The organism is Kitasatospora sp. NPDC058218, from assembly GCF_042882445.1.
Classification (GTDB): domain Bacteria; phylum Actinomycetota; class Actinomycetes; order Streptomycetales; family Streptomycetaceae; genus Kitasatospora.
Genome location: NZ_JBHVWC010000062.1, coordinates 45761 through 66954 on the forward strand (window position 1 = coordinate 45761; position 21194 = coordinate 66954).

The following is a 21194-nucleotide window of genomic DNA, read 5'->3' on the forward strand; positions in this document are numbered from 1 at the left end:
CCGGAGGACCACCGTGCGCAAGAGGCTGATCGTCTCTGCCGCCGCCGGCGCGCTCGCGCTGCTGCTGACCGTTCCCGCCTCCGCCGCCCAGGGCGGCCCCGGCGCGGCCGGCATCGGCGACACCTACTACCCGTACGCCGGCAACGGCGGATACAACGTCTCGCACTACGACATCCGCCTCAAATACCAGCCCGCGACCGACGAACTGGAAGGCACCGCCACCATCCTCGCCACCACGACCCAGGACCTCACCCGGTTCAACCTGGACTTCGTGCTCGGCGTCAAGGAGGTCCTGGTCAACGGCCGCACCGCCGCGTTCGCCAGTACCGGCGAGTCGGAGCTGGAGATCACCCCCGCCCGGCCGCTCGCCAAGGGCAGCCCGGTGACCGTCGTCGTCCGCTACGCCGACAAGCCCGGCGAGGTGGAGCGCGGCGGCTACTCCGCCTGGCTGCGCACCCCCGACGGCGGCGTCGCCGCCAACGAGCCGGAGAGCGCCGCCTGGTGGTACCCGAGCAACGACCACCCCACCGACAAGGCGACCTTCGACGTCTCCGTGCTGGTGCCCGACGGCACCCAGGCGATCAGCAACGGCATCCTCACCGGGCAGAGCTCCCGGGCCGGCTGGACCCGCTACAACTGGCGCCAGAGCAAGCCGCAGGCGACGTATCTGGCCACGCTGGCGATCGGCAGGTTCGACATCAGGACCGACACCACCCCGGGCGGGCTGCCCGTCGTCACCGCCTACAGCAAGGACCTCGGCGCCAACGACGGCGCGGCCCGGGCCAGCGTCGAGCGCACCGGTGAGCTGGTCGACTGGCTGAGCGGCTACTTCGGCGCCTACCCGTTCGACTCGATCGGCGGCTACGTGCCCAACGTGCCCACCGGCTACGCCCTGGAGACGCAGACCCAGATCTTCTACAGCCCGGCGCAGTTCTCCCGCGGCTCCAACACCTCCACCGTGGTGCACGAGCTGGCCCACCAGTGGTACGGCGACAGCGTCTCCGTCCAGCGCTGGAGCGACATCTGGCTCAACGAGGGCTTCGCCCGCTACGCGCAGTGGCTCTGGTCCGAGTCCGAGAACGAGGGCACCGCGCAGGAGCTCGCCGACTACATCTACTCCTACTACCCGGCCGACAACGCCTTCTGGACGATCAAGCCGGGCGACCCGGGCCCGGACCACCAGTTCGCCGGGGCCGTCTACGACCGCGGCGCGGTGGCCGTCCAGGCGCTGCGCAACGCCGTCGGCGACGAGGCGTTCTTCCGGATCCTGAAGGGCTGGCCGGCCGAGCGGCGCTTCGGCAACGCCAGCATCCCGCAGTTCCAGGCGTACGCCGAGCGGATCTCCGGCAAGCCGCTCGGGGACCTCTTCAACACCTGGCTGTTCACCGCCTCGAAGCCGGCGCTCTCCTCGGCGGGCGTGCCGGCGGCGCCGGTGGCCGGGGCGGGTGCGTCGGCACTGGCGCCGAGCGCCAAGGCGCGGCCGCAGGAGCCGAAGTCCTGGAAGAAGATCCAGGAGACCAACGCGATCCACGACCAGCGGCACTGACGCCCGGCCCGGCCGGCCGCGTGGAGCGGTCGGCCGGGCCGGCCCCCGGATGCCCGGGCGCTCAGGGTCTGGGCGCTCAGGACCGGGCGCTCAGGGCGTGGGCGCCGCGAGGGTCCGCGCCTCGGCGAGGATCAGGGCCTCGACACCGTAGAGGAACCGTTCCATCGCGGGGCGGGGGAGCACCGAGCCGTCCGCCGTCATCGCGAGCTGGAGCGCGTCCGGGGTCTGGAGGGCGTCCAGGGCGAAGGTGAGGCCGGGGCGGGGGGCGAACTCGACCGGCCAGGTGAGGGTGGTGCCGGTGGCGCCCGGGCCTGTCCCGGTGTCCGCGTCGGCCCCGGTAGCGGCCCCGGTGTCGGTCCCGGGCTCGGCGATCGCCACTGGGAGCAGGTCGCGGGTGTCGTTGAAGATGCAGGAGCGGTCGGCGAGCGGGCCGTGCTCGGCGGTCAGCCGGGCGATCTCCTCGTCCATCAGGCGCTTGTCGTAGTAGGCGTGCCGGTAGGTGGCGATCGAGGCGGCATGGGTGCGGCGGACGGCGTCGCCGAACTCCCCGTCGGCGGCCGGCAGGTGGAACAGGCCGTCGCCCGCCACCACACTCACCGCGGACGCCAGCCCGGGCAGGAAGCGGTTGTTGACGATGACCTGGAGCACCGCGTCCGGCGATCCGGAGAGCCGCGCGGTCATCACCGCCACCGCCGCGAGGAGGACCGAGGAACTGCTCGCCCGGTGGCCGGCCGCGACCTGGTCCACCGCCCGGAGCAGCGCCGGGGAGCTGAGCACGGCGTTCGGGAACGGCTTCGGCTCGTCGTCCGGGACCGGCGGGAAGAGCCGGGGCGGGCCCAGCCGCAGCTTGCGCACCACATGGGCGCGGGCGTTCACGTCGCGCCGCAGGCCACGCGGGGAGTTCTGGAACTCCGCCTCTTCGAGCGGCTGTTGGGAGCCCCGGAGGGTGCTGATCGACTCGACGGACCCGCCCTGGGCCAGCTCGGTGAGGTCCATCACCAGCAGGCCCATGCCCGCGCCGTCCAGCGCCGTGTGCGAGAGGACGAGCGCCATGTGCCGGACCAGCCCGTCCGACTCGACCAGGCCGACGCGGATCGGCCACTGCTCGGCGCAGTCGAACGGCAGCGCCGCCAACTCGTCGTGCAGGGCGGCACCGATCTTCGCCGGGTCGGTCCGGTCGCCGTCGCAGTGGCGGGTGTGCACGGTCAGCCGCCCGGTCGGGTCGACTATCTGCCGCAGCCGCCCGCGGTCGTCCAGGACGAGCCGGGTGTGCAGCGAGTCGTGCAGCCGGAGCAGGCCCTCCAGGGCGCCGAGGACGACCGGTACCGGCAGGCCCGGGTCCAGCGGGGCGGACGCGGTGATGTTGTAGCGCGGTGCGTCGGCCGGCGGCAGCCGGCTCACGGCGTCCCAGATGGCCTGCTGGCCCCAGGTGGCCGGCCCGGTGCCGGATCTGCCGGACGAGAGGACGATCTCCAACTGCTGACTCGTGGTCACCGTGTGTTCTCCGATGTGCGGTTCCGGACTCGGCGCGTGCTGCGGTGGTGCGTGGTGCCCTGTGCGTCGGGTGGGTGCGATGGGAACGCGTGTGCTGCCAGGGCACGAGTGTGGCGCACCGCCCAGATCGCGTCGAGTCCTCGAAGGCGCGGGCCGCCCACCGCCGTCCGTGGGGCGGGCCGGCGGTGGTGGGTGGCCCCGGGGTGGCTGCCGGACGTCAGCCGGCGTCCTCGGGGCGCGCGGCGAGGACGCGGGTGAGCAGGTCGGTCAGGGTGGCCCGCTGCTCGGCGTCGAGCGGGGCGAACCACTCCTGCTCGCGGCGGGTCTGCTCGGCGAAGGCCTCCCGGACGGCGCTCTCCCCCTCGGCGGTCAGGGCGACCGCGATCGCGCGGCGGTCGTCCGGCAGCGGGCGGCGTTCGACCAGGCCGTCCCGTTCGAGGGTGTTGACGGCGTTGGTGACCGCCGAGCGGGACATCGCCGAGATCTCGGCGAGCCTGGCGGGCTGGGTGGGGCCGAGCAGCCAGAGCTTGAACATCAGCCGGAAGCCCGGGAGCGTCCAGCCGCGCGGGCGGTGGATGTGGCTCTCCAGGTCGGCGACCACCAGGTACGACAGGTGCAGCAGCTGGTGGGCGAGCGCGAAGGCCGCCGGGTCGGCCGGTGGCGGCATGTCCGCGAGTCGGTCGCGAGCGTAGGCGGCGTATCTGAGATCTGGTCGGTCCACGGGACAGAGTCTCGCGCACGGGCGGCGGAGTCTTGCGCAGGGCGGCCCGGTGCGAGATCGTTACGGCCATAACAATCACTGGAGGGAGGGTTCTGTGCAGATCACCATCGCGGGAGCCGGCATCGGCGGGCTCGCCACCGCGCTCAGCCTGCACGCGGCCGGATTCGACGAGGTCGTCGTCCACGAGGCCGCCGAGGAGATCCGCCCGCTCGGCGTCGGGATCAACCTCCTCCCGCACGCCGTCCGGGAGTTGACCGAGCTCGGCCTGGCCGACCGGCTGGCCGCGATCGGCGTCCCCACCGCCGAGCTCGCCTACTACAACCGGTACGGGCAGGCGATCTGGTCGGAACCGCGCGGGCTCGACGCCGGGTACCGGTGGCCGCAGTACTCGGTGCACCGGGGCAGGCTGCAGCTGCTGCTGCTGGACGCCGTCCGCGAGCGCCTCGGCACGGCGGCCGTCCGGGCCGGAAGCCGGATCCCGGGGCTGGACCACGACGGCGACCTGCTCGTCGGCGCCGACGGGATCCACTCGGCCGTCCGGGCCGCGCTGTTCCCCGGCGAGGGCGCACCGCCGTGGAACGGGCTGGTGCTGTGGCGGGGCACGACCTACGGCGAGCCGTTCCTGACCGGCCGGTCCATGATCATGGCCGGGGACGGCACGCAGAAGTTCGTCGCCTACCCGATCGGGGACGGCCGACTGGTCAACTGGATCGCCGAACGGCCGCTGGAGGGCGAACCGCCCGAGCGGGGGAACTGGAACCGCCCCGCCGACCTCGCCACGGTCGTGGCGCACTTCGCCGACTGGACGTTCGACTGGCTGGACGTCCCGGCCGTCATCGCGGGAGCCGAGGCCGCCTTCGAGTACCCGATGGTGGACCGCGAGCCGCTCCCGTCCTGGCGGGGGGACGGCGTCGTCCTGCTGGGCGACGCCGCGCACGCCATGTACCCGATCGGCTCCAACGGGGCCTCCCAGGCGATCATCGACGCCCGGGTGCTCGCCCACTCGCTCGCCACCACCGGCTCCACCGCCGCCTACGAGGAGATCCGCAGACCCGCCACCACCGCCCTCCAGCTCGCCAACCGGCGCCAGGGGCCCGAGGTCGTCATGCGGCTCGCCCACGAGCGGGCTCCCGACGGCTTCGACGACATCGAGCGGGTCGTCCCGCTCGCGGAGCGCACGGAGATCGCCGCCGCCTACAAGCGCACCGCCGGCTTCGATCCGGCCCTGCTCAACGAGCGCGCCTCGTGGAGCGTGCGGTGAAGCTGGAGAGCCTCGCCGCCTTCGAGGTGCGGCTGGACCCGGTCCTCGACCTGGGCGACTCGCACTGGGGCCGCCGCCGGGTGATCAACGTCGTCGGCGGGACGTTCGAGGGGCCCAGGCTGTCCGGGGTGATCCTGCCGGGCGGCGCGGACTGGCAGGTCCTGCACCCCGACGGCATGGCCAGCATCGACACCCGCTACACCCTGCGCACCCACGACGGCGCGCACCTCTACCTCGCCACCAGCGGCGTCCGCCACGGCCCGCCCGAAGTCCTCCGCAGGCTGGCCGCAGGGGAGGAGGTGGACCCGGAGGACTACTACTTCCGCCTCTTCTGCCGCTTCGAGACCGGGGACGAACGCTACCGCTGGCTGAACCGCACCCTGGCCGTGGCCTCGGCCGCCCGCACCGCCGAGGCCGTCCGGTACGAGGCGTACGCCCTCGGGTAGCGGTCGGGCTCAGGCCCGGGTGGCGGTGACGAGGTGGTAGTCGAGCAGGCCGCTCTGCCAGGCGGCGAGGAAGTTGCGGCTCCAGTGGCCGGGCGGGACGGTGTCCTTCAGGTAGCGGTCCAGGCCCGGCCAGACGTCGGTGCCGATCGACCCGGTGGCGACGTCGGTGAAGCCGGCGGCCGTGAGGTCGGTGGTGAAGGCGGCGAGCGGGTGGGCGACGTCGAGGCCCTCGGCGAAGCTGCCGAGCAGGATGCTCAGCCGCTCCGCGACCTCCGGGCCGGAGCTGAAGAAGGTGGTCACGGCCAGCCGGCCGCCGGGGCGAAGCACCCGGGCCGACTCGCGGGCGAAGCCGGTCAGCTCGCGGAAGTGCTGGGCCGCCTCGACCGAGTAGAGGCCGTCCAGGGCGGCGTCCGGGAAGGGGAGGTCGTCGGCCGCGCCCAGACCGTACGCGAGCCGGTCCGGGAACGTCGCCAGCGCCTTGGCGTTGACCGCGCGGGCGCGCTCGATCTGGTCCGGGTGGATGTCGACGCCCGTCACCGCGGCGAAGCGGAACTCGCACAGCGCGAGCGCCGCACCGAGGCCCCGCCCGCAGCCCACCTCGGCCAGCCGCAGCCGCTCGGTGGGAGCGGGGAAGGTGCGCAGCACCCGCCGGTACAGCGCCTCCTGGCTGCGGATCCGGTCCTCGGGGGTGGGTGCGTCGGTGTCGATGCCGCTCCAGTCACCGAAGTTGATGAATCCGCCCGCGAAGCTGGGGGCCTGACTCAGGTCGTCGGCGCCGTACGTCCGTCGCACGGTCGCGGGAATGCGGTTCTGGTCCATCGGCTGCTCGGCCTTCTCGCGCGTTGCCGCCCGGCCCTCGGGCGCGCGGGGTACGTACCCAAACCGGTGCGTGTCCGAACGCACTCCGTGACGAATGAGGCCTGGGGGGTACGGCGGGTGACGTGGTGTTGACGGGCGTGGGGGCGGCGGGGCCGCGCCGGCGCCCGGTTCCCGGGTGCGGGACTCCCGGGCGGTTCCGGGAAATCGGCTGGACAGCGAGGGCGGCATGGGCCTGGATGGGGGTGGTGCCCGCAGGGGGCGCCAGTGCCCAGCCACCCGGGGAGACCGAGATGACCACCGAACGCATCGCACCGCCGTTGACCGGGGGCGAGCGCGAGATGCTGCGCGCCTTCCTGGACTTCCACCGGGCGACCCTGGCGTTGAAGTGCGAGGGGCTGACCGAGGAGCAGTTGAAGCTGCGGTCGAGCCCGCCGTCCACGCTGAGCCTGCTCGGGCTGGTGCGGCACATGGCCGAGGTGGAGCGGACGTGGTTCCGCCGGGTGATCGGCAAGGAGGACGTCCCGCTCGTCTGGTCCCCGGAGGGGGACTTCCAGGTCGCGTACGACGCGGGCGACGCCGACCGCGGCGAGGCGTTCGCGGCCTGGGCGGCGGAGGTCGAGCACGCCCGACGGATCGAGCGGGAGGCGCCGTCGCTGGACGTCACGGGTCACATGCCGAAGTGGGGCGCGGACGTGTCGCTGCGGCTGGTGATGCTGCACCTGATCCACGAGTACGCCCGGCACAACGGGCACGCCGACTTCCTGCGCGAGGCGATCGACGGCTCGGTGGGGGCGTAGCCGTGGGCGCGGGTGAACGCCGCACGGGGTGGCAGCCGTTCTCGTGCACATGACGGTGATGATGACCGAGCGTGCCGCTGGCATGCTTGCGGGCATGGTGGAGATGGCGGACGAGCCGGAGATCCGGGAGCTGATCGCCTCCTGGCTGGCCGCGGAGCCCCAGGTGGAGGCGCCGACGGGCGAGGCCGGGGGCGGCGAGGGGCTGCCGGCGCCGCCGGGCGGCGGCCGGGAGTTCGCGCAGGCGGCCCGGCGGCTGGCCCTGCGCGGGCTGGACGGTTCGCGGCTGCCGGCGGTGCCGGGCGGACTGCGTCTGGTCGCCGAGGCCCTGGTGGTGGACGAGCACCCGTCCGCCGCGCGCTGGACACCGCTGGAGCGGGCCGAGGCGGTGGAGTGGGCGGCGCTGCTGATGCACCGGTTCGGCGAGGACGGCGTCCAGGAACTGATCGCCGAACTGGACGGGGGCCAGGGGGCGGACGCCCCGGGCGGGCACCCGGCCGGTTAGGCCCTGCCCGGTCGATCCCGCCGCGCGCGATCGACCGGAGCGGTGCTACGCCTCGCCGCCGGAGCGCGGGCGCGGTCCCGGCTGCCCGCCGGAACCCGCGCGGCCCGTGGCCGACCGGTACGCCCCGGGCAGGCACGCCCGTCGCACCGTCGTCAGACGCCGGTGGCCTCCGGCCTCCGCTCGGTGAGGGCTCGCGCCGCAGGGGCTCCCGCGCTCGCCCGCCCGGCGCCGGCACGGGCCGGACGCGGTCGCTAACGCCCTCCGGACGGACGGCGCCACGGTGACGGCGCCGCTCAGCGCGGCCAGTCGGCGCTCCAACTGCCGGACGAGGCCGGCGTCGCCGAGTCGCTCGTACAGGCAGAGCGCGGAGCGCAGGTGCGGGGTGGCCTCCACCGGCCGGTCGGCGTCGAGCAGGAAGTCGGCGTAGTGGCGCTCCGCCACGGCCTGCAGATGGACGGCGCCCGCGGCGCGACAGCGCTCCGTGGTCTCCCGCCAGGCCCGTTCGGCCTCGGCCGGGCGGCGGAGTTGCTGGAGCGCGTGCGCCTCGTTCACCATGGCGGACAGGTGGTACGTCGCCTGCGGGTGCTCGGCGAGCAGCGCCCGGGCCTCCCGGGCGCGGCGCAGGGCCTGCCCGGCGTCCCCCGCGAAGCCGTGCAGGGCGGCGGTGTTGCTGAGCGCGAACGGCGCGTGCTCGGCGAGGCCGTGCGCGTCGGCCAGGGCGATCGCCCGCTCGCCCAGCCGGACCGCCTCGGCGTGCTCGCCGCGGGCCGCGCTGGCGACCGCGAGCACCGTGACGGCGTGCACATGGACGCTGCCGCCGGTGCCCTCGGTGCGGGCGACGGCCGCGAGGGCCAGCCGGTGGGCCTCCTCCGCCCGCCCGATGCCGCTCAGGGCGCGGGCCGTCGAGGCCTCCATCGAGGCGACGGCGGCCGGATCACCGGTCAGCAGTGCCGACCTCAGCCCCGCGCGCAGGCAGGCCAGCCGGTCCGTCCGGCGGCCGGCGCCGTAGTAGAGGCAGTTGGCCAGGTAGGCCAGCCGCCAGGCGCGCTGGTGGTCGCCGAGGTCGGCCGCCGAGGTGACCAGGCCGCGGATGGTGGGCTCCTCGGCGCGGAACCAGTCCAGCGCGGAGCGCACGTCGGGCAGCCGCGGCCGGGCGGGGCCGGGCACCGCCGGCGGGCCGAAGGAGTCCAGGCCGGGCTGGAGCAGGCCGGCGCCGTGCGCGGCGGCCGCCAGGAAGTGGTCGACCAGCGCCCGGGTGGCGTCGGCGCGGTCCGACTCCGGCCGCTCGTCGAGGAGTTCGGCGCCGTAGAGCCGGATCAGATCGTGCCGGCGGTAGCGGCCCGGGGTGTCCTCGGTGAGCAGGTGGTGGGCGGCCAGCGAGCCGAGGGCCCGCCGGGCCTCGGCGGTGTCGGTGCGCAGCAGGGCCGCGGCCGCGTGTGCGTCGGCCTCCGGGCCCGGGTGCGCGGCGAGCAGGGCGAGCAGCTGGACGGCCGTGGCCGAGAGCCGGCGGACCGTCAGGCCCAGCGCGCTGCGCACGCTGATCGTGCCCTGGGTGTCCAGGGTCTGCAACCGGGTGCGCTCGTCGGCGAGTTCGGGCACGAGGTCGGAGACCGCCCAGCCGGGCTGGGCGGCCAGCCGGGCGGCGGCGATCCGCAGCGCGAGCGGCAGGCGGTCGCAGAGCTCGGCGACCGTGGCGGCGGCCTCCGGTTCGGCCCGCACCCGGGCCCGGGTGAGCAGGTGCTCCAGCAGGCCCAGCGCGTCCTCGGCCGGCAGCGCGCCGAGCCGCAGCAGGGCGGCGCCCTCGGTGACCACCACGTCCTCCAGCGAGCTGCGGCTGGTGATCACGGTGGCGCAGTCGGGTCCGCCGGGCAGCAGGTCGGCCACGTCCTCGGCGTCACCGGCGTTGTCCAGCACGACCAGCAGCCGGCGCCCGCGGGTCAGCGCCCGGTAGAGCGCGGCCCGGGCGAAGCGGTCCTCCGGCAGCTCGCGCTCCTCGACGCCCAGGGCGCGCAGGAACCGGCCCAGGACGTCGGCCGGGTCGGTGCGGTGGCCCGGACCGAAGCCGTTCAGGTCGGCGAAGAGCTGGCCGTCGGGGAAGGCGTCGGCCGCGGCGTGCGCCCACTGCACCACGGTCGCGGTCTTGCCCGCGCCCGCCGGGCCGACCACGACGGCCAGGCTGCCGCTGCGGCGCTGCCCGCCGCACTCGGCGTCCAGCCAGCGCTGCTCGGCCGCCCGGCCGACGAACCCCGCTGCCCGGCGCGGGAGTTGGCTCGCGCCCGGGCGGGGAGCCGAGGGGCGAGGTGCGGGCGGCGCCGCAGGTGCGGGCGGTGCGGCGTCGGCCGGAGCCGGGGTCGGGTCGGCGGCGAGCATGTCGTCCACGGCCGACTGCAGCGCCCGGCCCGGCGGGACGCCCAGCTCCTCGGCGAGCCGGCGCCGGGCGCGGTGGTAGGCGGTGAGCGCGTCGGCGAACCGGCCGGCCTGGTGCAGGCAGCGGACCAGCAGGGCGGCGAGCGGCTCGTAGAGGCCGTCGGCCTCGGTGGCGTGTTCGAGTTCGGGAACGGCGTCGGCGCCCCGGCCGAGCCGCAGGAGGCGCTCGGCCCAGCACTCCAGGGCGCGGGTGCGGTGCCGGTCGAGCCGGTCGGCGACGGCGTGCCGCAGATCGGTCCCGGGCAGGTTGGCCAGGGCCGCGGCGCCGTGCCAGAGGTCGAGGGCCTCGCGCAGCAGCTTGGCGGCGGGCTCGTCGCCCTCCGGCGCGCACTCCCCGGCGGCGCGGGCGGTGAGCCGTTCGAAGAGCAGCGCGTCCACCAGCTCGGCCGGGCCGTCGAGGCGGTAGCCGGGCGCGCGGGTCAGCAGGGTGAAGGGGGAGTCGGCGATCTGCTTGCGCAGCGCGGCGATGTGCCCCTGCAGCGCCGCCCGGGCCTGGGCGGGCGGGGCCTCGCCCCAGAGCAGCTCGAAGAGCCGCTCGACCGGGACGATGCGGCCGAGTTCGAGCGCCAGCAGGGCCAGGACGGCGCACCGCTTGGCGCCGGCCGGCTCGACGGCGCGACCGTCGGCGGCCCGCAGTTCCACCGGCCCCAGCAGTCGAATGAACACAGATCCCCCCAGGTAGAAGCGGATCGTCCCAGCTTTCCGTCCACATCTCGGCCGCAGTCTAGCCACGCCCGGCGGGCGGCTCGGGCCGCCCGGGAGACGGCTGTACGCCGTCGAAGCATTCCGGCTCCGGGCGTCGTCGGCGGCCCGATCCGTGCTGCGCCGACCGGCGTACGGCCGCCGTTCGGGGGGAGTTTACTGACACGAGGTCAGATGTTTACGGGCGCTCGTGGTGCTCGGGGACGCCCGGTGGACAGATCCGTCTGACGCGTTCGTGCCATGTGCGCGGCCGGGTCGTGGTTCGGCGGCGGAGGCGGGGGCACGGATCCGTCAGGTCACCGGGCGGCCCGGCCCGGGGGGGAGGTGGTGCGGCCGGAAGATCGGGCGTCCGGTGCCGCGAAGCGCCCGCCTCGAGCGGGGACCGGTCGGCGGTCCGACATGGGAGTGATGGGCATACCAGGTATGCACGCAGGGGCATGCCGGTCTGCCTGAAAGGGCATACCTTTCGGGCAGCCTTTCGGCAGGTGGGAGGGGCTTCGACGGGTGCTGCCCGCCAGGTGGCGGGGGCCGGTTGACGGGGGTCGGACCCGCCGGGAGCCGGGCCGCGCCCGCAGGTTCACCAGCCGGTGGGTCGGCCCGCCCGCCACAGATCGTCGCCGATCAGCGCCGCCAGCTCGCGGACCGCCCTGCGGGTGCGGTGACCGAGCCGCCCCGGCTCGAACTCCGCACCGGCGGCGAGGTGCTCGTCGAACGGCAGCTCCACCACACCCCGGCAGCGGGTGCCGAAGTAGGCCCGCAGATCGGCTGAGTTGACCAGCCGCCCGGCCCCGCGGACCGCCGAGATCGCGGTGACGGAGCGTTCGGCCAGCTCCCCGTACCCGTGCGCGTGCAGCCAGTCGAGGGTCGCGGCGGCACTGCCCGCGCCGTCCACGCTGGGCGTGGTGGCGAGGACCAGCTGGTCGGCGAGGTCCAGGACCCCGCGCATCGGGCCGTCGAGCAGCCCCGTGCCGGAGTCGGTCAGCGTGAGCGGGTACCGCTCGGCGAGCACGGACAGGACGGCGCGGTAGTCGGCCTCGTCGAGCGGCCGGCCCGCTCCCGGGTACGGCGGGCCGGCCAGGACGGCCAGCCCGGTGGGGGTGGGGGAGAGGTAGGACCCGGGGTCGACGGCCGCCGGGCCGCCCTCGCGCAGCGCCGCCGCGAGCTCGGCGATACCGGCCGGGGCCGCCGGGCGGGTGCGCCGGGCCGGCGAGTTCGGGTCGGTGCCCGCGTCCACCGCGGCCACCGGCTCGCCGCGCTCGGTGGCGAGCATCGCCCCCAGGGCGAGCACCAGCGAGGTCTTGCCGACGCCTCCCTTGGCGCTGATCACGGCGATCCGGCAACTGCCGTGCAGCGGGGACCGGATGCGGCGCAGCTGCTCGCGGCCGCGGCGCTCGCCGGTGCGCAGCACGTCCAGCACGTTGCGCCGCTGCTCCGCCCCGGGGCGCGGGGCGGTCGGGGGCGCGGGGTGCGCGGCGGTCGGGATCGCGATGGCCGGGGGTGCGGCGGTCGGGGGCACGGGGTGCGGGGCCGGCGGTGGCGTGCTCGGGAGCGGCGGCCCGGCGGGGGCGGCGGCGGGCACCACGACGGGGGCGGGCGGTACGGCGGCCGGCCGGATCGCGGCAGGCCGGGCGGGCGTGGCCGCGGGTGGCGGGGCGGGAGTGAGCGGTGGCAGCAGGACGGTGCCGAAGGCGTCGAGAGCCGCCGCCGGTACGGGGCGGTAGGCGGTGTCGGGGCCGGCGGTCATGGCGGGTCCTCCTTGCGGCACGGGCTGCGGGCGCACTGTCCACTCCGCTCTACGGCTCGTCGACGCGCCGCAGTTCAGCGGCCGGTTCGACCCCCCGGGGCGGGCCCCGGGCCCACCGGCGGGAGCTGAACCGGACGCCGCCGTGCCGCCGTAGAGGGAATGCGGGGCCCGCGGCCGTCGGCCCCGGGCGACACGTCCTGCGGGACCTGAAGGAGATGAGCGATGAAGCACGTTCGAGCGGCCCTCGTGACCGGAAGCGCCGTCGCGGCACTCGTCACGGCCGGTACCGGGACGGCGATGGCCTGGCAGCCCGCGGACGCCTCACTGAGCGTCGGCTGCCGCACCGAGGCGGGGCGGGTCGAGCTGGTCCTGGGCAACAACTACCGCGCCGCCGGCGAGTACACGCTGACCAGGGTGGGCAGCGACGAGAAGTACCACGGGACGGTGGAGGCCCACGGATCGGTGAAGGTGACGGTCGGCTACACCGGCCAGGGGGACACCTGGCGCTACCGGCTGGCCGACACCCAGGTCGAGAAGCGGGTCGCGGACGTGCCGCTCTGCGTCACGCCGACGCCCACCCCGACGCCGACCCCCACCCCGACGCCCACGCCGACTCCGACGCCGACTCCGACGCCGACCCCCACGCCGACTCCGACACCGACGCCGAGCGGCACCCCGAGCAAGCCGCCGACGCCGACGCCCACGCCGACCCCCACGCCCAGCGGCACCCCGAGCAGGCCGACCACGCCGCCGCCCAGCACCCGGCCGTCCGAGCGTCCGACGCCCTCGGCGTCCGTGCCGTCCTCGCCCGCCGGCTCCCCGAGCCCCTCCGTCTCGTCGTCCGCCACGACGGTGCCCGTCACCACGGACCTCGCGCACACCGGTGGCGGCGGCGGTGCGGGCCTGATCGCGGGCGTCGGCGGCGGCGCCGTCCTGATCGGCGGCGGCGTCCTGCTCGCGGCCCGGCTCCAGCACCGGCGGCGCACCGCCTGAGGGAGGTCCGTCCGCTCCTGGCCCCCCGGTGCCGGGGTGCCCCCGGGCGGACGGTGAACCCCGGGCGTCCGACGAGCCGTCGAGCGAGGTGCGGGGTCGGCCGGCCCCGCACCCACCGACCTGGGGAGGACACCCGTGCTGCGGATGGACGGAGCATGGCGGATCACGGTGATCGGCAAGGACGCCGCCTTCGACCAGCGGGTGGTGGTGCGCACCCCGTACGGCGCGGCGGTGCTGCCGGGCCGGGTCGGGGCGTCGCTGGACGTGCCGGCGCAGGAGTGGGAGCTGCACCTGGAACACCACGCGCCCGGGCTCGGCTGGCGGCCCAACGTCCGGGTGCTGCCCGGGCCCCTGCAGGAGTCGGACGGTGGCCTGCGGACCAGGGTCGTGCGCAGCAAGGACGTGGACTGGGCCGACGGCGACCCGGCCGAGCGCAACTTCACGCTGCGGTTGGTCTGCCTGGAGGCCGGGGCGCCGCAGGAGGAGCCCGTCCAGGCGCCGATCCCGGCCGCCACCCCGGTGGCCCGCACCTCCTCCGACCCCCACCTGGGCACGTCCGCGCTCACCGGGACCGACCGGCGGGGGTACCGGACCGGGAGCGAGGCCGAGCGGGAGGTCGAGCGGGGCGGCGCCGGTACGGCGCCCGCCGGGTGGGAGCACGGTACGGCGGCGCACGCCGCGCCGGGCACGGGCCGGGTGCCCGCCCGGTGGGAGGACGCCCCGCTGACGCCCCTGCGGCACGAGCGCGGCCCGGTGGCGCCCGCCGGGCCGGGGGCGGGTCAGGCGCCGGCGCAGCCGCGGCCGGGCCGGGTGCCCGCCGGTCCGGAGCAGGCCGCGTCGACGGACGCCCGGTGGCAGTCGCTGCCCCCGGTGCCCGAAGGGTGGGAGCGCGTTCCGGTGCCGCCGTCCGAGCTCGGTCCGGGAATGGTGCCCGCGATCCGGCGCAAGGAGGGCCAGGAGCGCTCGCTCGGGCAGCGGGCGACCAGGGCGGTGCCGGCCCGTTGGCGGGCGGACCAGGACGGGTCGGTCGAGCAGGACGCCGTCCAGGAGGTGCTCGCGGGGCGTGAGGCGAGTGGCGGCGCGCCCGGCGGGCGGAAGGCCCTGCGCAATGTGGCGCCCTGGCCGGAGGCGGTCCGGGAGGAGCCGGGCCGGGAGGCGTCTGCGGAGCGGGCGGTACCGGCGGTGTGGAACACCGGGCCGGAGCCGGCGGGAGGTCAGGAGGTGTCCCGGGCCGTGCCGGCCGGTTACGAGGCCGTCCGGGGGGTGCCGGCCGGGCGGGAGTGGGAGGCGCCCGCCGCCCGCAGGACGGTTCAGGGCGGCCCGGCCGAGGGGGCGTCCCGGGGGACGTACGCCGGGCAGGAGGCCGTTCGGGCCCTCCCCGTGACCGGGCGGGCCGCCGCCGCAGAGGCGCCGGTGACCGGGCGGGAGGCGGTGCGGGCGGTTCCGGCGCAGGAGGCGGCCGCCGGCGAGGCCCCCGGCGGGCACCCGGCCCGGCCGTGGTGAGGCCCGCTCGCGGCTGAGCCTCGCGGCTGAGGCCTTCTCTCGGCCGAGACCGCGCCGGCCCGCCCGGTGGACGGGTCGGCGCGGTCGACCGGCGGGCAACGGCCGCCGGTCGGGTCGTCGGGTCGTCAGGCCGGCTGGGCGGCGCCGTCGGCGAGGTGCCAGTGGGCCTGCGGGTGGTCGAAGGCGCGCTGGTAGTCGGGGCCGGCGATCGGGATCGTGGCGAGGAACTCCTCGGGCAGGTCGAAGGCGTCCACCAGCTGCCGCCCCCGGTCGGCCAGGCGGGCGAGGGCCCGCTCGACCAGTTCGGGGAGCTCACGTACCTGGTCGGCCGTCAGCAGGCCCTCGCTCAGCAGCAGGCCGCTTCCGGCGCCGACCCGGCGCAGCGCGAAGAGCCGGTACAGGTCGAGCAGCAGGCTGCGGGCCCGCGGGTCGCCGGCCTGCTCGGCGAGGGCGAGCAGCGCGGCACCGGCGGTGCGTTCGGCGTGCGCGGAGACGGCGGCCAGGGCGGCGGGCGAGGCGGTGTTCCAGCGGCGCAGGCCGTCGCCGGACGGGGCCTGCCGCAGCAGGGTGCGGGCGCGGCCGAGGTGCAGGTGCTCCGTCGCGTGCAGCAGGTGCTGGAGGACGGCCGGGTCGTCGGGACCGCCGTCGGGGGCGGCCGCGGGCGGGGCGGACTCCGCCAGCAGGAGTTCGGCGCCGGCCTTGGCCCAGAGGGCGAGGTTGTCGCCCTCGGCGGTGATCGTTCCCTCGACGTCCATGGCGAGCGGGGTGATCCCGTTGACCTGGAGCAGCCCCTGGGCGCCGCAGCGTTCGCGGCACTCGGTGATCAGGCTCCGGGCCTGCCAGGTGGTCCAGCCCTTGGCGATGGCGACCTGGCGCTCGGCGGCGGCGACATCGGCCGGGTCGGTGTCGTCCCGGCCGGTCCAGCGCTCGACCGTGGCGCGGTGCAGCGCGGTCATGGCGTAGGCGGTCGCGGCCGCGTCCAGCAGCGGGCCGTGGTGGCTGCGGTGGGCCCAGACCGGGATGCGGCGGTCCGCGCGGGCGCCGGTCACCTCGCGGTGGTGGGCGTAGCGGATCGCGACGGCCAGCACGGAGCGGGCGCCGCCGATGGCCGCGGCGCTCATGCAGAGCTTGCCCAGGGTGACCCGGCCGATGCTGGTGAGGAACCGTTTCCGCTTGCTGCCGAGGGCGCTGGTGAAGGCGGCGTCGGGGCCCAGCCGGCCGTGTTCGCCGGTCAACAGCGCCTCGTGGGGCAGCACGACCTCGTCGAAGGCGGTCAGGCAGTGGTCCACCGGATTGCCGGGGCGCTGGGGCAGCGGGCGGACGGTGACGCCGGGCAGCGGGCCGGCCGCGTCGGTGAGCGGGGTGAGGAAGAGGAAGATCCCGTGGTCCCGGCCGTCGACCAGCAGGCGGGCGGCCACCACGGCGGACTTCGGCCCGCCGGCCGGGCCGGTGTTCGGCATGAACTTCTGCGCGCCCGCGTCGGGGGTGTGCAGGGTGAAGGTGCGGTCGGTCCGGTCGTAGACGGCGGTGGTCCGCAGTGCGGTGGCGTCGTTGCCGTGGCCGAGCTCGGTGCAGAGGAAGGTGCCGGTCCGCTCCATCGCGAGGTACGGGTCCAACGGGCGCTTGTCGTGCGGGTCGTGGTCGAGCAGGCTGCCGAGGAACAGGTTGTAGTGGATGCCGGCGACGACGACCAGCGCGCCGTCCAAGGGGCCCATCCATTCGTGCAGGGCGGTCAGCGCACGGGCATCGGTGGCAAGGGCGGCGGCGTCGACGGCCTGGTTGATCCGCCGTAACCGCAGGTAGGAGGCGGCGATCCGGTCCGCGGTGCCGGCGGCGGGGTCGGTCCGCATCCGGGGGTCGGCGAGCAACTGCCGCCAGGGGGCGTGGATCCGCTCGCGGTCGGGGCCGAGGAGCAGCCGGGTCAGCTCGGCGGTGGTGGGGTCGGCGGGCGGCGGCGGTGGTGTGGGGTGCGGGTCGTCCGCGGTGGCGGCGCGAGGGCCGGACATGGTTGTCATGAGGTGATCAATGGGCGGAGTGCCGCCGGGGAAACGGCTTTGTGATCAAGCTCACCGCAGGCGGCGGGCCTTCATCGGCCCGCCGCTCCGCCGGTGTCCGGGGCTACTTGTCGATGTGGAAGGACTCTCCGTAGACCTTCCAGCTCAGCGGGGTGTGCAGGTCAAGGTTGCCGGCCTGGAGGAAGACGCGCTGGGCGGTGTCGATGCGGGAGGTGTCGGAGTGGGCGGCCTCGGTGCGCATGGCGGCGGCGCGGGCGTCCAGGAAGGCGGCCAGGTAGGCCTTCTCGTCGCCGCCCTGCGCCGGGGGCTTGGCCTTCTTGAGCGCGGCCGCGCGGATCCCGCCGAAGCTGTCGGCACTGTTGCCGGGTCCGTGCATCACGATGGCGTCGTAGTAGGCGAACTGGCCGAGCGCGTGCAGGCCGTCGGTCTTGGCCTGGGTGACGGCCGGAGTGAAGTAGACGCGGTCGCGCTCGTCCTCCTGGGCCTTGCGGAAGACCGGGTCCTGGGCCGCCTTCTTCCAGTCCGAGGTGAAGTCGGGGTCGAGGCCGTTGTGCGAGGCGGAGCCGTCCAGCTTCTCCAGGGCCGGGAGGTACTTGGCCAGGATGTTGTCGGGCTTCAACTCGCGGTAGTGGCGGACCATCTCGACCATGTCGCCGGTGCCGGAGCAGAAGCCGACGATGCCCGCGGTGTAGCCGCGGCCGTCCTTGATGTCCTCGATGTAGGCGAACTGGGCCTTCCAGTCGAGGGAGGAGTTCTCGGCGCTGGAGACGATCTGCTGGGCGATGTCCTTGAGGCGCGGGTCGGTGAGGTCGCCGGAGCCGGTCGTCGGGGGCTTGCTGCTCGACGAGCCGCTGGGCGAGCCGCTGGGCGAGCCACTGGGCGACCCGCTGTGCGAGCCGCTCGACGAACCGCTGGGCTTGGTGGGCGGCTTGGCCGCGGGCTGGGTGGTCCGGTGGGGGCGGCTGTGGTTCGCCGGGGCGGGCGGGGCGCCCGTGGTGGTGGGCGCGGCACTCGGCGGGGCGCTCGGGGACGCGGCGGCGGCCGGGATGACCGGGAGGGCGCCGGCCAACAGGAGGGCGGTCAGGGCGAGTGGCAGCGGGGCGGGCCGGATCGGCATGGAGGCTCCGGGGTCGGGCGGCCGGATCGGCCGCGGGAACGGCGGGCGAGCGGGTTCGTCTGGGGAACGGCCGCCGCCCGACGGCCGGTTCACGCACCGTCAGGAGCGGCGAGAAGCTCGACCCCCGGGGTGAGGTGGAAGCGCTCGGGCTCCTCGATCCGCCGGCGCTCGGCCGGGCTCAGCCGGTCCCGGCGGTCCAGCCACGACCGCAGGCGGGTCAGGGCGCTGCGGTCGCGTTCGGTCGGGTCGGCGCCGACGGCGCCGGCGGACTCGCGCAGCAGCACGCGGGCGGGGCGGCCCGAGGCGCCGGAGGGATCGGCAGGGTCGGCGGGCTCGGCGGGGAGGACAGCGACGACGGTGAAGGTCGTGCCCGGGGCGAAGGTCACCCGCAGCTCATCGGTCCCCGAGCCGAAGGCGGAGGTGCGCCGGCCGGTGGCCGACCAGATGACGAACTCGACGGCGGCGCCAGGGAGTTCGACGGCACTGGCGGTCAGGCCGGTGACCGGGGCGGGCTCCGTCAGCTGCTGCCCGACCGGGTAGTGGGCGAGCAGCGCCGCCGGGTCCGGCCCGGGCGGGGCGCAGAGCAGCACCGCGCCGTGGTGGCTGGGCAGACGGCGCAGGCCGGAGCCGAGGCAGCGCAGGAAGGGCGCGAGCTCCGGGTCGCAGGACCGTGCGGCCGCGATCAACTCGGCGCGGCCGACCGGGACCCCGGCGTCGCCGTGGTGCAGCAGGACGGCGGCGAGATCGGGCTTGATGTCGTCCTTGGAGGTGGAACGCAGCCCCGGCAGCCGGGTGGCGACCTGGTCGATCCGGCCGGAGCAGCGGTGGTAGTGCTCGCCGAGCAGCGCCCGGACGGCGTCCCGGTCGTCGGCGCCGCTGACGGCGACGGGAACGGGGCAGTCCTCCGGGCGCAGGGGGCGGGCCTGTACGGAGGCCGGCGCCGGGTCGCCGTCCGGCGCCTCGTCGGGGTGCTCGACCGGCCCGGCGTCGGGCTCCTCGCCCGGGGCCCCGCCCAGGTCCCCGGTCAGGTCCTCGCCCGGCTCTTCGCCCGGCGCCGCGGTGAGTGACTCGGTGGTGGGCGGGGTGGGCCAGGTGAAGACCGGCTCCTCGACGGGCGGTTCGGCGGTCGGCTCGCCGGCCGGGTCGGTCCGGGGATCGGGCTCCGCGGCGGACGGCGCGGCGGTGGACGAGGGGCCGGCGGCGAAGGCGGTGGCGTGGGAGGTGGAGCCGTTCGGCGCCGAGGCCACCGGTGCGGGGTAGCCGAGGCCGCCGGGGCCACCGCTGGTCGCGGTCCGGGTGGGCGGACCCACCGGCCCGGGGAGCGGCCCGGGCGGCGCGGCGGTCGGCGGGTCGGACACAAGGGTGGTCATCGGGTCGGCCGTCGGTTCGGGCGCGGGGGCGGCCAGGGGGTCGGACACGGGAGCGGCGGCCGAGGGATCGGCCGGGCCAGCGGCCAGCGGCGCGGGGCCGGCGGGCGCCGTCTCGGTGGAGACCGTCGAGGCGGTCGGGACGGCGACGGCCGAGGGGACGGCCGGCGGTCCGGACAGTGCCGGAGCCTGGTGCGTGTGGGACATCTGGGGAGCCTGGGGCGACTGGAGCGCCGCCACCGCGGCCGGCGCGGCCCCGCCCCCCGGCCGGGCCCCCGGGAGGCCGCCGATGCCGTACGACACCGCCGCCACGCCCGGTACGGAACCGGCGGGCTGCTCGGGGCCGAGCCAGTCCAGGTCGTGCATCCGGGCGATGAAGCGGGCGATCCGCTCGGTGGCCGGCTCCAGCAGCCCGTGCACCAGGAGCCCGAACCCCTCGGTGCCGGAGGACGGCAGACGGTCGAGCAGACTGCCCAGCTCCTCGAAGACGTCGGCCTCGACCGGCCGGTCCCGCTCGCCGACGATCAGCAGCGGACGGGCCGCCTCGGGCCGGCGGAAGCGCGGGGTGAGGACGTGCGGCGGCTCGGGCCGCAGCCAGAGACCGGCCGGAACGGCCTCCAGCGCCCAGTACGGGAACGCCTCGAAGACACCCGGCCCGCCGGTGCGCCAGGACGCGCCGCCGTTGCGCCAGGCGGCCGGCGCGGTGCCCTGGCCGGGCGCCGCGGCGAGTCGCAGCAGGTACGGCTCCCAGCGGGCTTGGCCGTGCGCGTCGAGGATGCGGGAGGTGGGGCCGCCGGGGCCGAGCACGGGGAGGCCGATCGCGGCGTTCACCGGGCGGGCCAGCCGGGCCGACAGCGCCCCGGTGAGGGCGGCGAGTTCGTCGGGGGCGGCCCAGGGCGCGCTGACCAGCAGCCGTGCGGTGTCGACGGGCAGGCCGACCACGGCCTCCGCGAAGTCCTCGGGCAGCAGGACGGGCAGCGCCGGGGTGCCGACGACCAGGACCACGGTGCCGGGCGGCGCGCCGGCCAGCCCGAGACCGGGCAGCGGGCCGGCCGGCGGGGCGGACGGGTGGGTGAGCCAGAAGCCGGCGGGCAGTCGCAGCACGTGCACGGCCGGGCGGGGGCCGGGGGCGGCGTGGCTCTCGGCCGGGAGGTGTCCGGGCAGGCCGGCGGAGGCGACCGCCAGGGCGGTGGAGGCCGGTTCGATCGGGGCGGTGGCGCCGATCGTCTCGCGGACCCGGCGCGGTGCGGTGCCGGGCGCGCAGTGCCACCAGGCGGCGGCCTCGGCGGCGCCGTCGGGCGCGGTGACCTTGAGGTTGCCGTCCGGGGTGATCTCCACCAGGCCGTCCGGCGCGATCACCGGCAGGCCGGCCCGGTCGGCGACGACCTCGGCCGGCCGACGGCCGTTGGGGGCGAGCGCGGCGAGGCCGGAGGCGGCGAGCACCAGTGTGGCGGCCCCGCGCGAGCGGGCGATCACGCCGAGGTCGGCCATCCGGTCCCGCAGGACGGGCGCCGAGTCGGGTGCGGCGGCGACCACGACGATGCTGCCCGGCACGGGCCGCAGGGTGCCGACGGCCGCCGACAGTTCGTCGTCCCCGGCGGTGGAGGGGGCGATGACGAAGTGCGGGCCGACCGGGCGCAGCTCGGAGCGGACGACGGCCGGGGCCGCCGCCGGGTCCGCCGCCGGGGTGGCGGCGGCGACCGCCGGTGCCGGAGCGGCGGGGCCCGGGGTGCCGGGGCC

Annotated in this window: 14 protein-coding genes and 1 pseudogene; 7 read left to right on the forward strand and 8 right to left on the reverse strand. The window is 76.5% G+C overall.

The features are described 5' to 3' along the window. Positions 1-13 precede the first annotated feature (13 nt). Complete coding sequence (locus tag ACFVYI_RS32630) at positions 14-1546, forward strand: M1 family metallopeptidase (RefSeq protein ID WP_387892269.1); 1533 nt, start codon at positions 14-16, stop codon at positions 1544-1546. Between the two features lie 90 nt (positions 1547-1636). On the opposite strand, the gene ACFVYI_RS32635 is transcribed toward ACFVYI_RS32630, so the two are convergent. After that, positions 1637-3040 (reverse strand): condensation domain-containing protein, encoded by a 1404-nt coding sequence (locus ACFVYI_RS32635; RefSeq protein WP_387892271.1) that lies wholly within the window; start codon positions 3038-3040, stop codon positions 1637-1639. 217 nt (positions 3041-3257) lie between these two features. Then, a complete protein-coding gene (locus ACFVYI_RS32640; RefSeq protein ID WP_387892272.1) occupies positions 3258-3707 on the reverse strand; it encodes a MarR family winged helix-turn-helix transcriptional regulator in 450 nt (149 codons plus the stop codon). A 148-nt stretch (positions 3708-3855) separates the two neighbouring features. Here ACFVYI_RS32640 and ACFVYI_RS32645 point away from each other — a divergent pair, with 148 nt between their 5' ends. Further along, the gene (locus tag ACFVYI_RS32645) at positions 3856-5022 is read left to right on the forward strand and encodes a flavin-dependent oxidoreductase (RefSeq protein WP_387892274.1); all 1167 of its coding nucleotides are present in this window, start codon (positions 3856-3858) and stop codon (positions 5020-5022) included. Continuing rightward, positions 5019-5468, forward strand: coding sequence for a DUF3237 domain-containing protein (locus tag ACFVYI_RS32650; protein ID WP_387892276.1), 450 nt, complete (start codon positions 5019-5021; stop codon positions 5466-5468). The genes ACFVYI_RS32645 and ACFVYI_RS32650 overlap by 4 nt, the downstream gene beginning before the upstream one ends. Positions 5469-5477: 9 nt before the next feature. On the opposite strand, the gene ACFVYI_RS32655 is transcribed toward ACFVYI_RS32650, so the two are convergent. Beyond that, positions 5478-6287: a class I SAM-dependent methyltransferase gene (locus tag ACFVYI_RS32655; RefSeq protein ID WP_387892278.1), complete on the reverse strand. Its 810-nt coding sequence runs from the start codon at positions 6285-6287 to the stop codon at positions 5478-5480. A gap of 290 nt (positions 6288-6577) precedes the next feature. Here ACFVYI_RS32655 and ACFVYI_RS32660 point away from each other — a divergent pair, with 290 nt between their 5' ends. Both ACFVYI_RS32660 and ACFVYI_RS32665 read left to right on the forward strand, forming a co-directional pair. Next, positions 6578-7084: a DinB family protein gene (locus tag ACFVYI_RS32660; protein ID WP_387892280.1), complete on the forward strand. Its 507-nt coding sequence runs from the start codon at positions 6578-6580 to the stop codon at positions 7082-7084. A 94-nt stretch (positions 7085-7178) separates the two neighbouring features. After that, positions 7179-7586, forward strand: a complete 408-nt coding sequence (locus ACFVYI_RS32665; RefSeq protein ID WP_387892282.1) for a hypothetical protein — start codon at positions 7179-7181, stop codon at positions 7584-7586. Positions 7587-7631: 45 nt separating this feature from the next. Here ACFVYI_RS32665 and ACFVYI_RS32670 read toward each other — a convergent pair whose 3' ends face one another. Further along, a complete protein-coding gene (locus ACFVYI_RS32670; protein ID WP_387892284.1) occupies positions 7632-10679 on the reverse strand; it encodes a BTAD domain-containing putative transcriptional regulator in 3048 nt (1015 codons plus the stop codon). A 613-nt stretch (positions 10680-11292) separates the two neighbouring features. Beyond that, positions 11293-12459 carry a MinD/ParA family protein gene (locus ACFVYI_RS32675; protein ID WP_387892286.1) on the reverse strand — a complete coding sequence of 389 codons (1167 nt, stop codon included), beginning with the start codon at positions 12457-12459 and terminating at the stop codon, positions 11293-11295. Positions 12460-12681: 222 nt separating this feature from the next. Between ACFVYI_RS32675 and ACFVYI_RS32680 the strand changes: the two genes are divergently transcribed. Further along, positions 12682-13452, forward strand: coding sequence for a hypothetical protein (locus ACFVYI_RS32680; protein WP_387892288.1), 771 nt, complete (start codon positions 12682-12684; stop codon positions 13450-13452). A 144-nt stretch (positions 13453-13596) separates the two neighbouring features. After that, positions 13597-14955, forward strand: a complete 1359-nt coding sequence (locus tag ACFVYI_RS32685) for a hypothetical protein (protein ID WP_387892290.1) — start codon at positions 13597-13599, stop codon at positions 14953-14955. Positions 14956-15080: 125 nt separating this feature from the next. On the opposite strand, the gene ACFVYI_RS32690 is transcribed toward ACFVYI_RS32685, so the two are convergent. The 3 genes and pseudogenes from ACFVYI_RS32690 to ACFVYI_RS32700 form a co-directional block, all read right to left on the reverse strand. Next, a complete protein-coding gene (locus ACFVYI_RS32690) occupies positions 15081-16961 on the reverse strand; it encodes an acyl-CoA dehydrogenase (RefSeq protein ID WP_387892292.1) in 1881 nt (626 codons plus the stop codon). Positions 16962-17073: 112 nt separating this feature from the next. Beyond that, a complete protein-coding gene (locus tag ACFVYI_RS32695; RefSeq protein ID WP_387892294.1) occupies positions 17074-18087 on the reverse strand; it encodes a chitosanase in 1014 nt (337 codons plus the stop codon). A gap of 89 nt (positions 18088-18176) precedes the next feature. After that, positions 18177-21194 (reverse strand): annotated as a pseudogene (locus ACFVYI_RS32700) (hypothetical protein); the annotation flags it as partial.

Coding starts and splice junctions, on each gene's coding strand:
- ACFVYI_RS32655 (WP_387892278.1), bottom strand. CDS start 6,287: ATGGACCAGAACCGCATTCCCGCGACCGTGCGACGGACGTACGGCGCC.
- ACFVYI_RS32690 (WP_387892292.1), bottom strand. CDS start 16,961: ATGTCCGGCCCTCGCGCCGCCACCGCGGACGACCCGCACCCCACACCA.
- ACFVYI_RS32665 (WP_387892282.1), top strand. CDS start 7,179: ATGGTGGAGATGGCGGACGAGCCGGAGATCCGGGAGCTGATCGCCTCC.
- ACFVYI_RS32640 (WP_387892272.1), bottom strand. CDS start 3,707: ATGCCGCCACCGGCCGACCCGGCGGCCTTCGCGCTCGCCCACCAGCTG.
- ACFVYI_RS32685 (WP_387892290.1), top strand. CDS start 13,597: ATGGACGGAGCATGGCGGATCACGGTGATCGGCAAGGACGCCGCCTTC.
- ACFVYI_RS32680 (WP_387892288.1), top strand. CDS start 12,682: ATGAAGCACGTTCGAGCGGCCCTCGTGACCGGAAGCGCCGTCGCGGCA.
- ACFVYI_RS32695 (WP_387892294.1), bottom strand. CDS start 18,087: ATGCCGATCCGGCCCGCCCCGCTGCCACTCGCCCTGACCGCCCTCCTG.
- ACFVYI_RS32660 (WP_387892280.1), top strand. CDS start 6,578: ATGACCACCGAACGCATCGCACCGCCGTTGACCGGGGGCGAGCGCGAG.
- ACFVYI_RS32675 (WP_387892286.1), bottom strand. CDS start 12,459: ATGACCGCCGGCCCCGACACCGCCTACCGCCCCGTACCGGCGGCGGCT.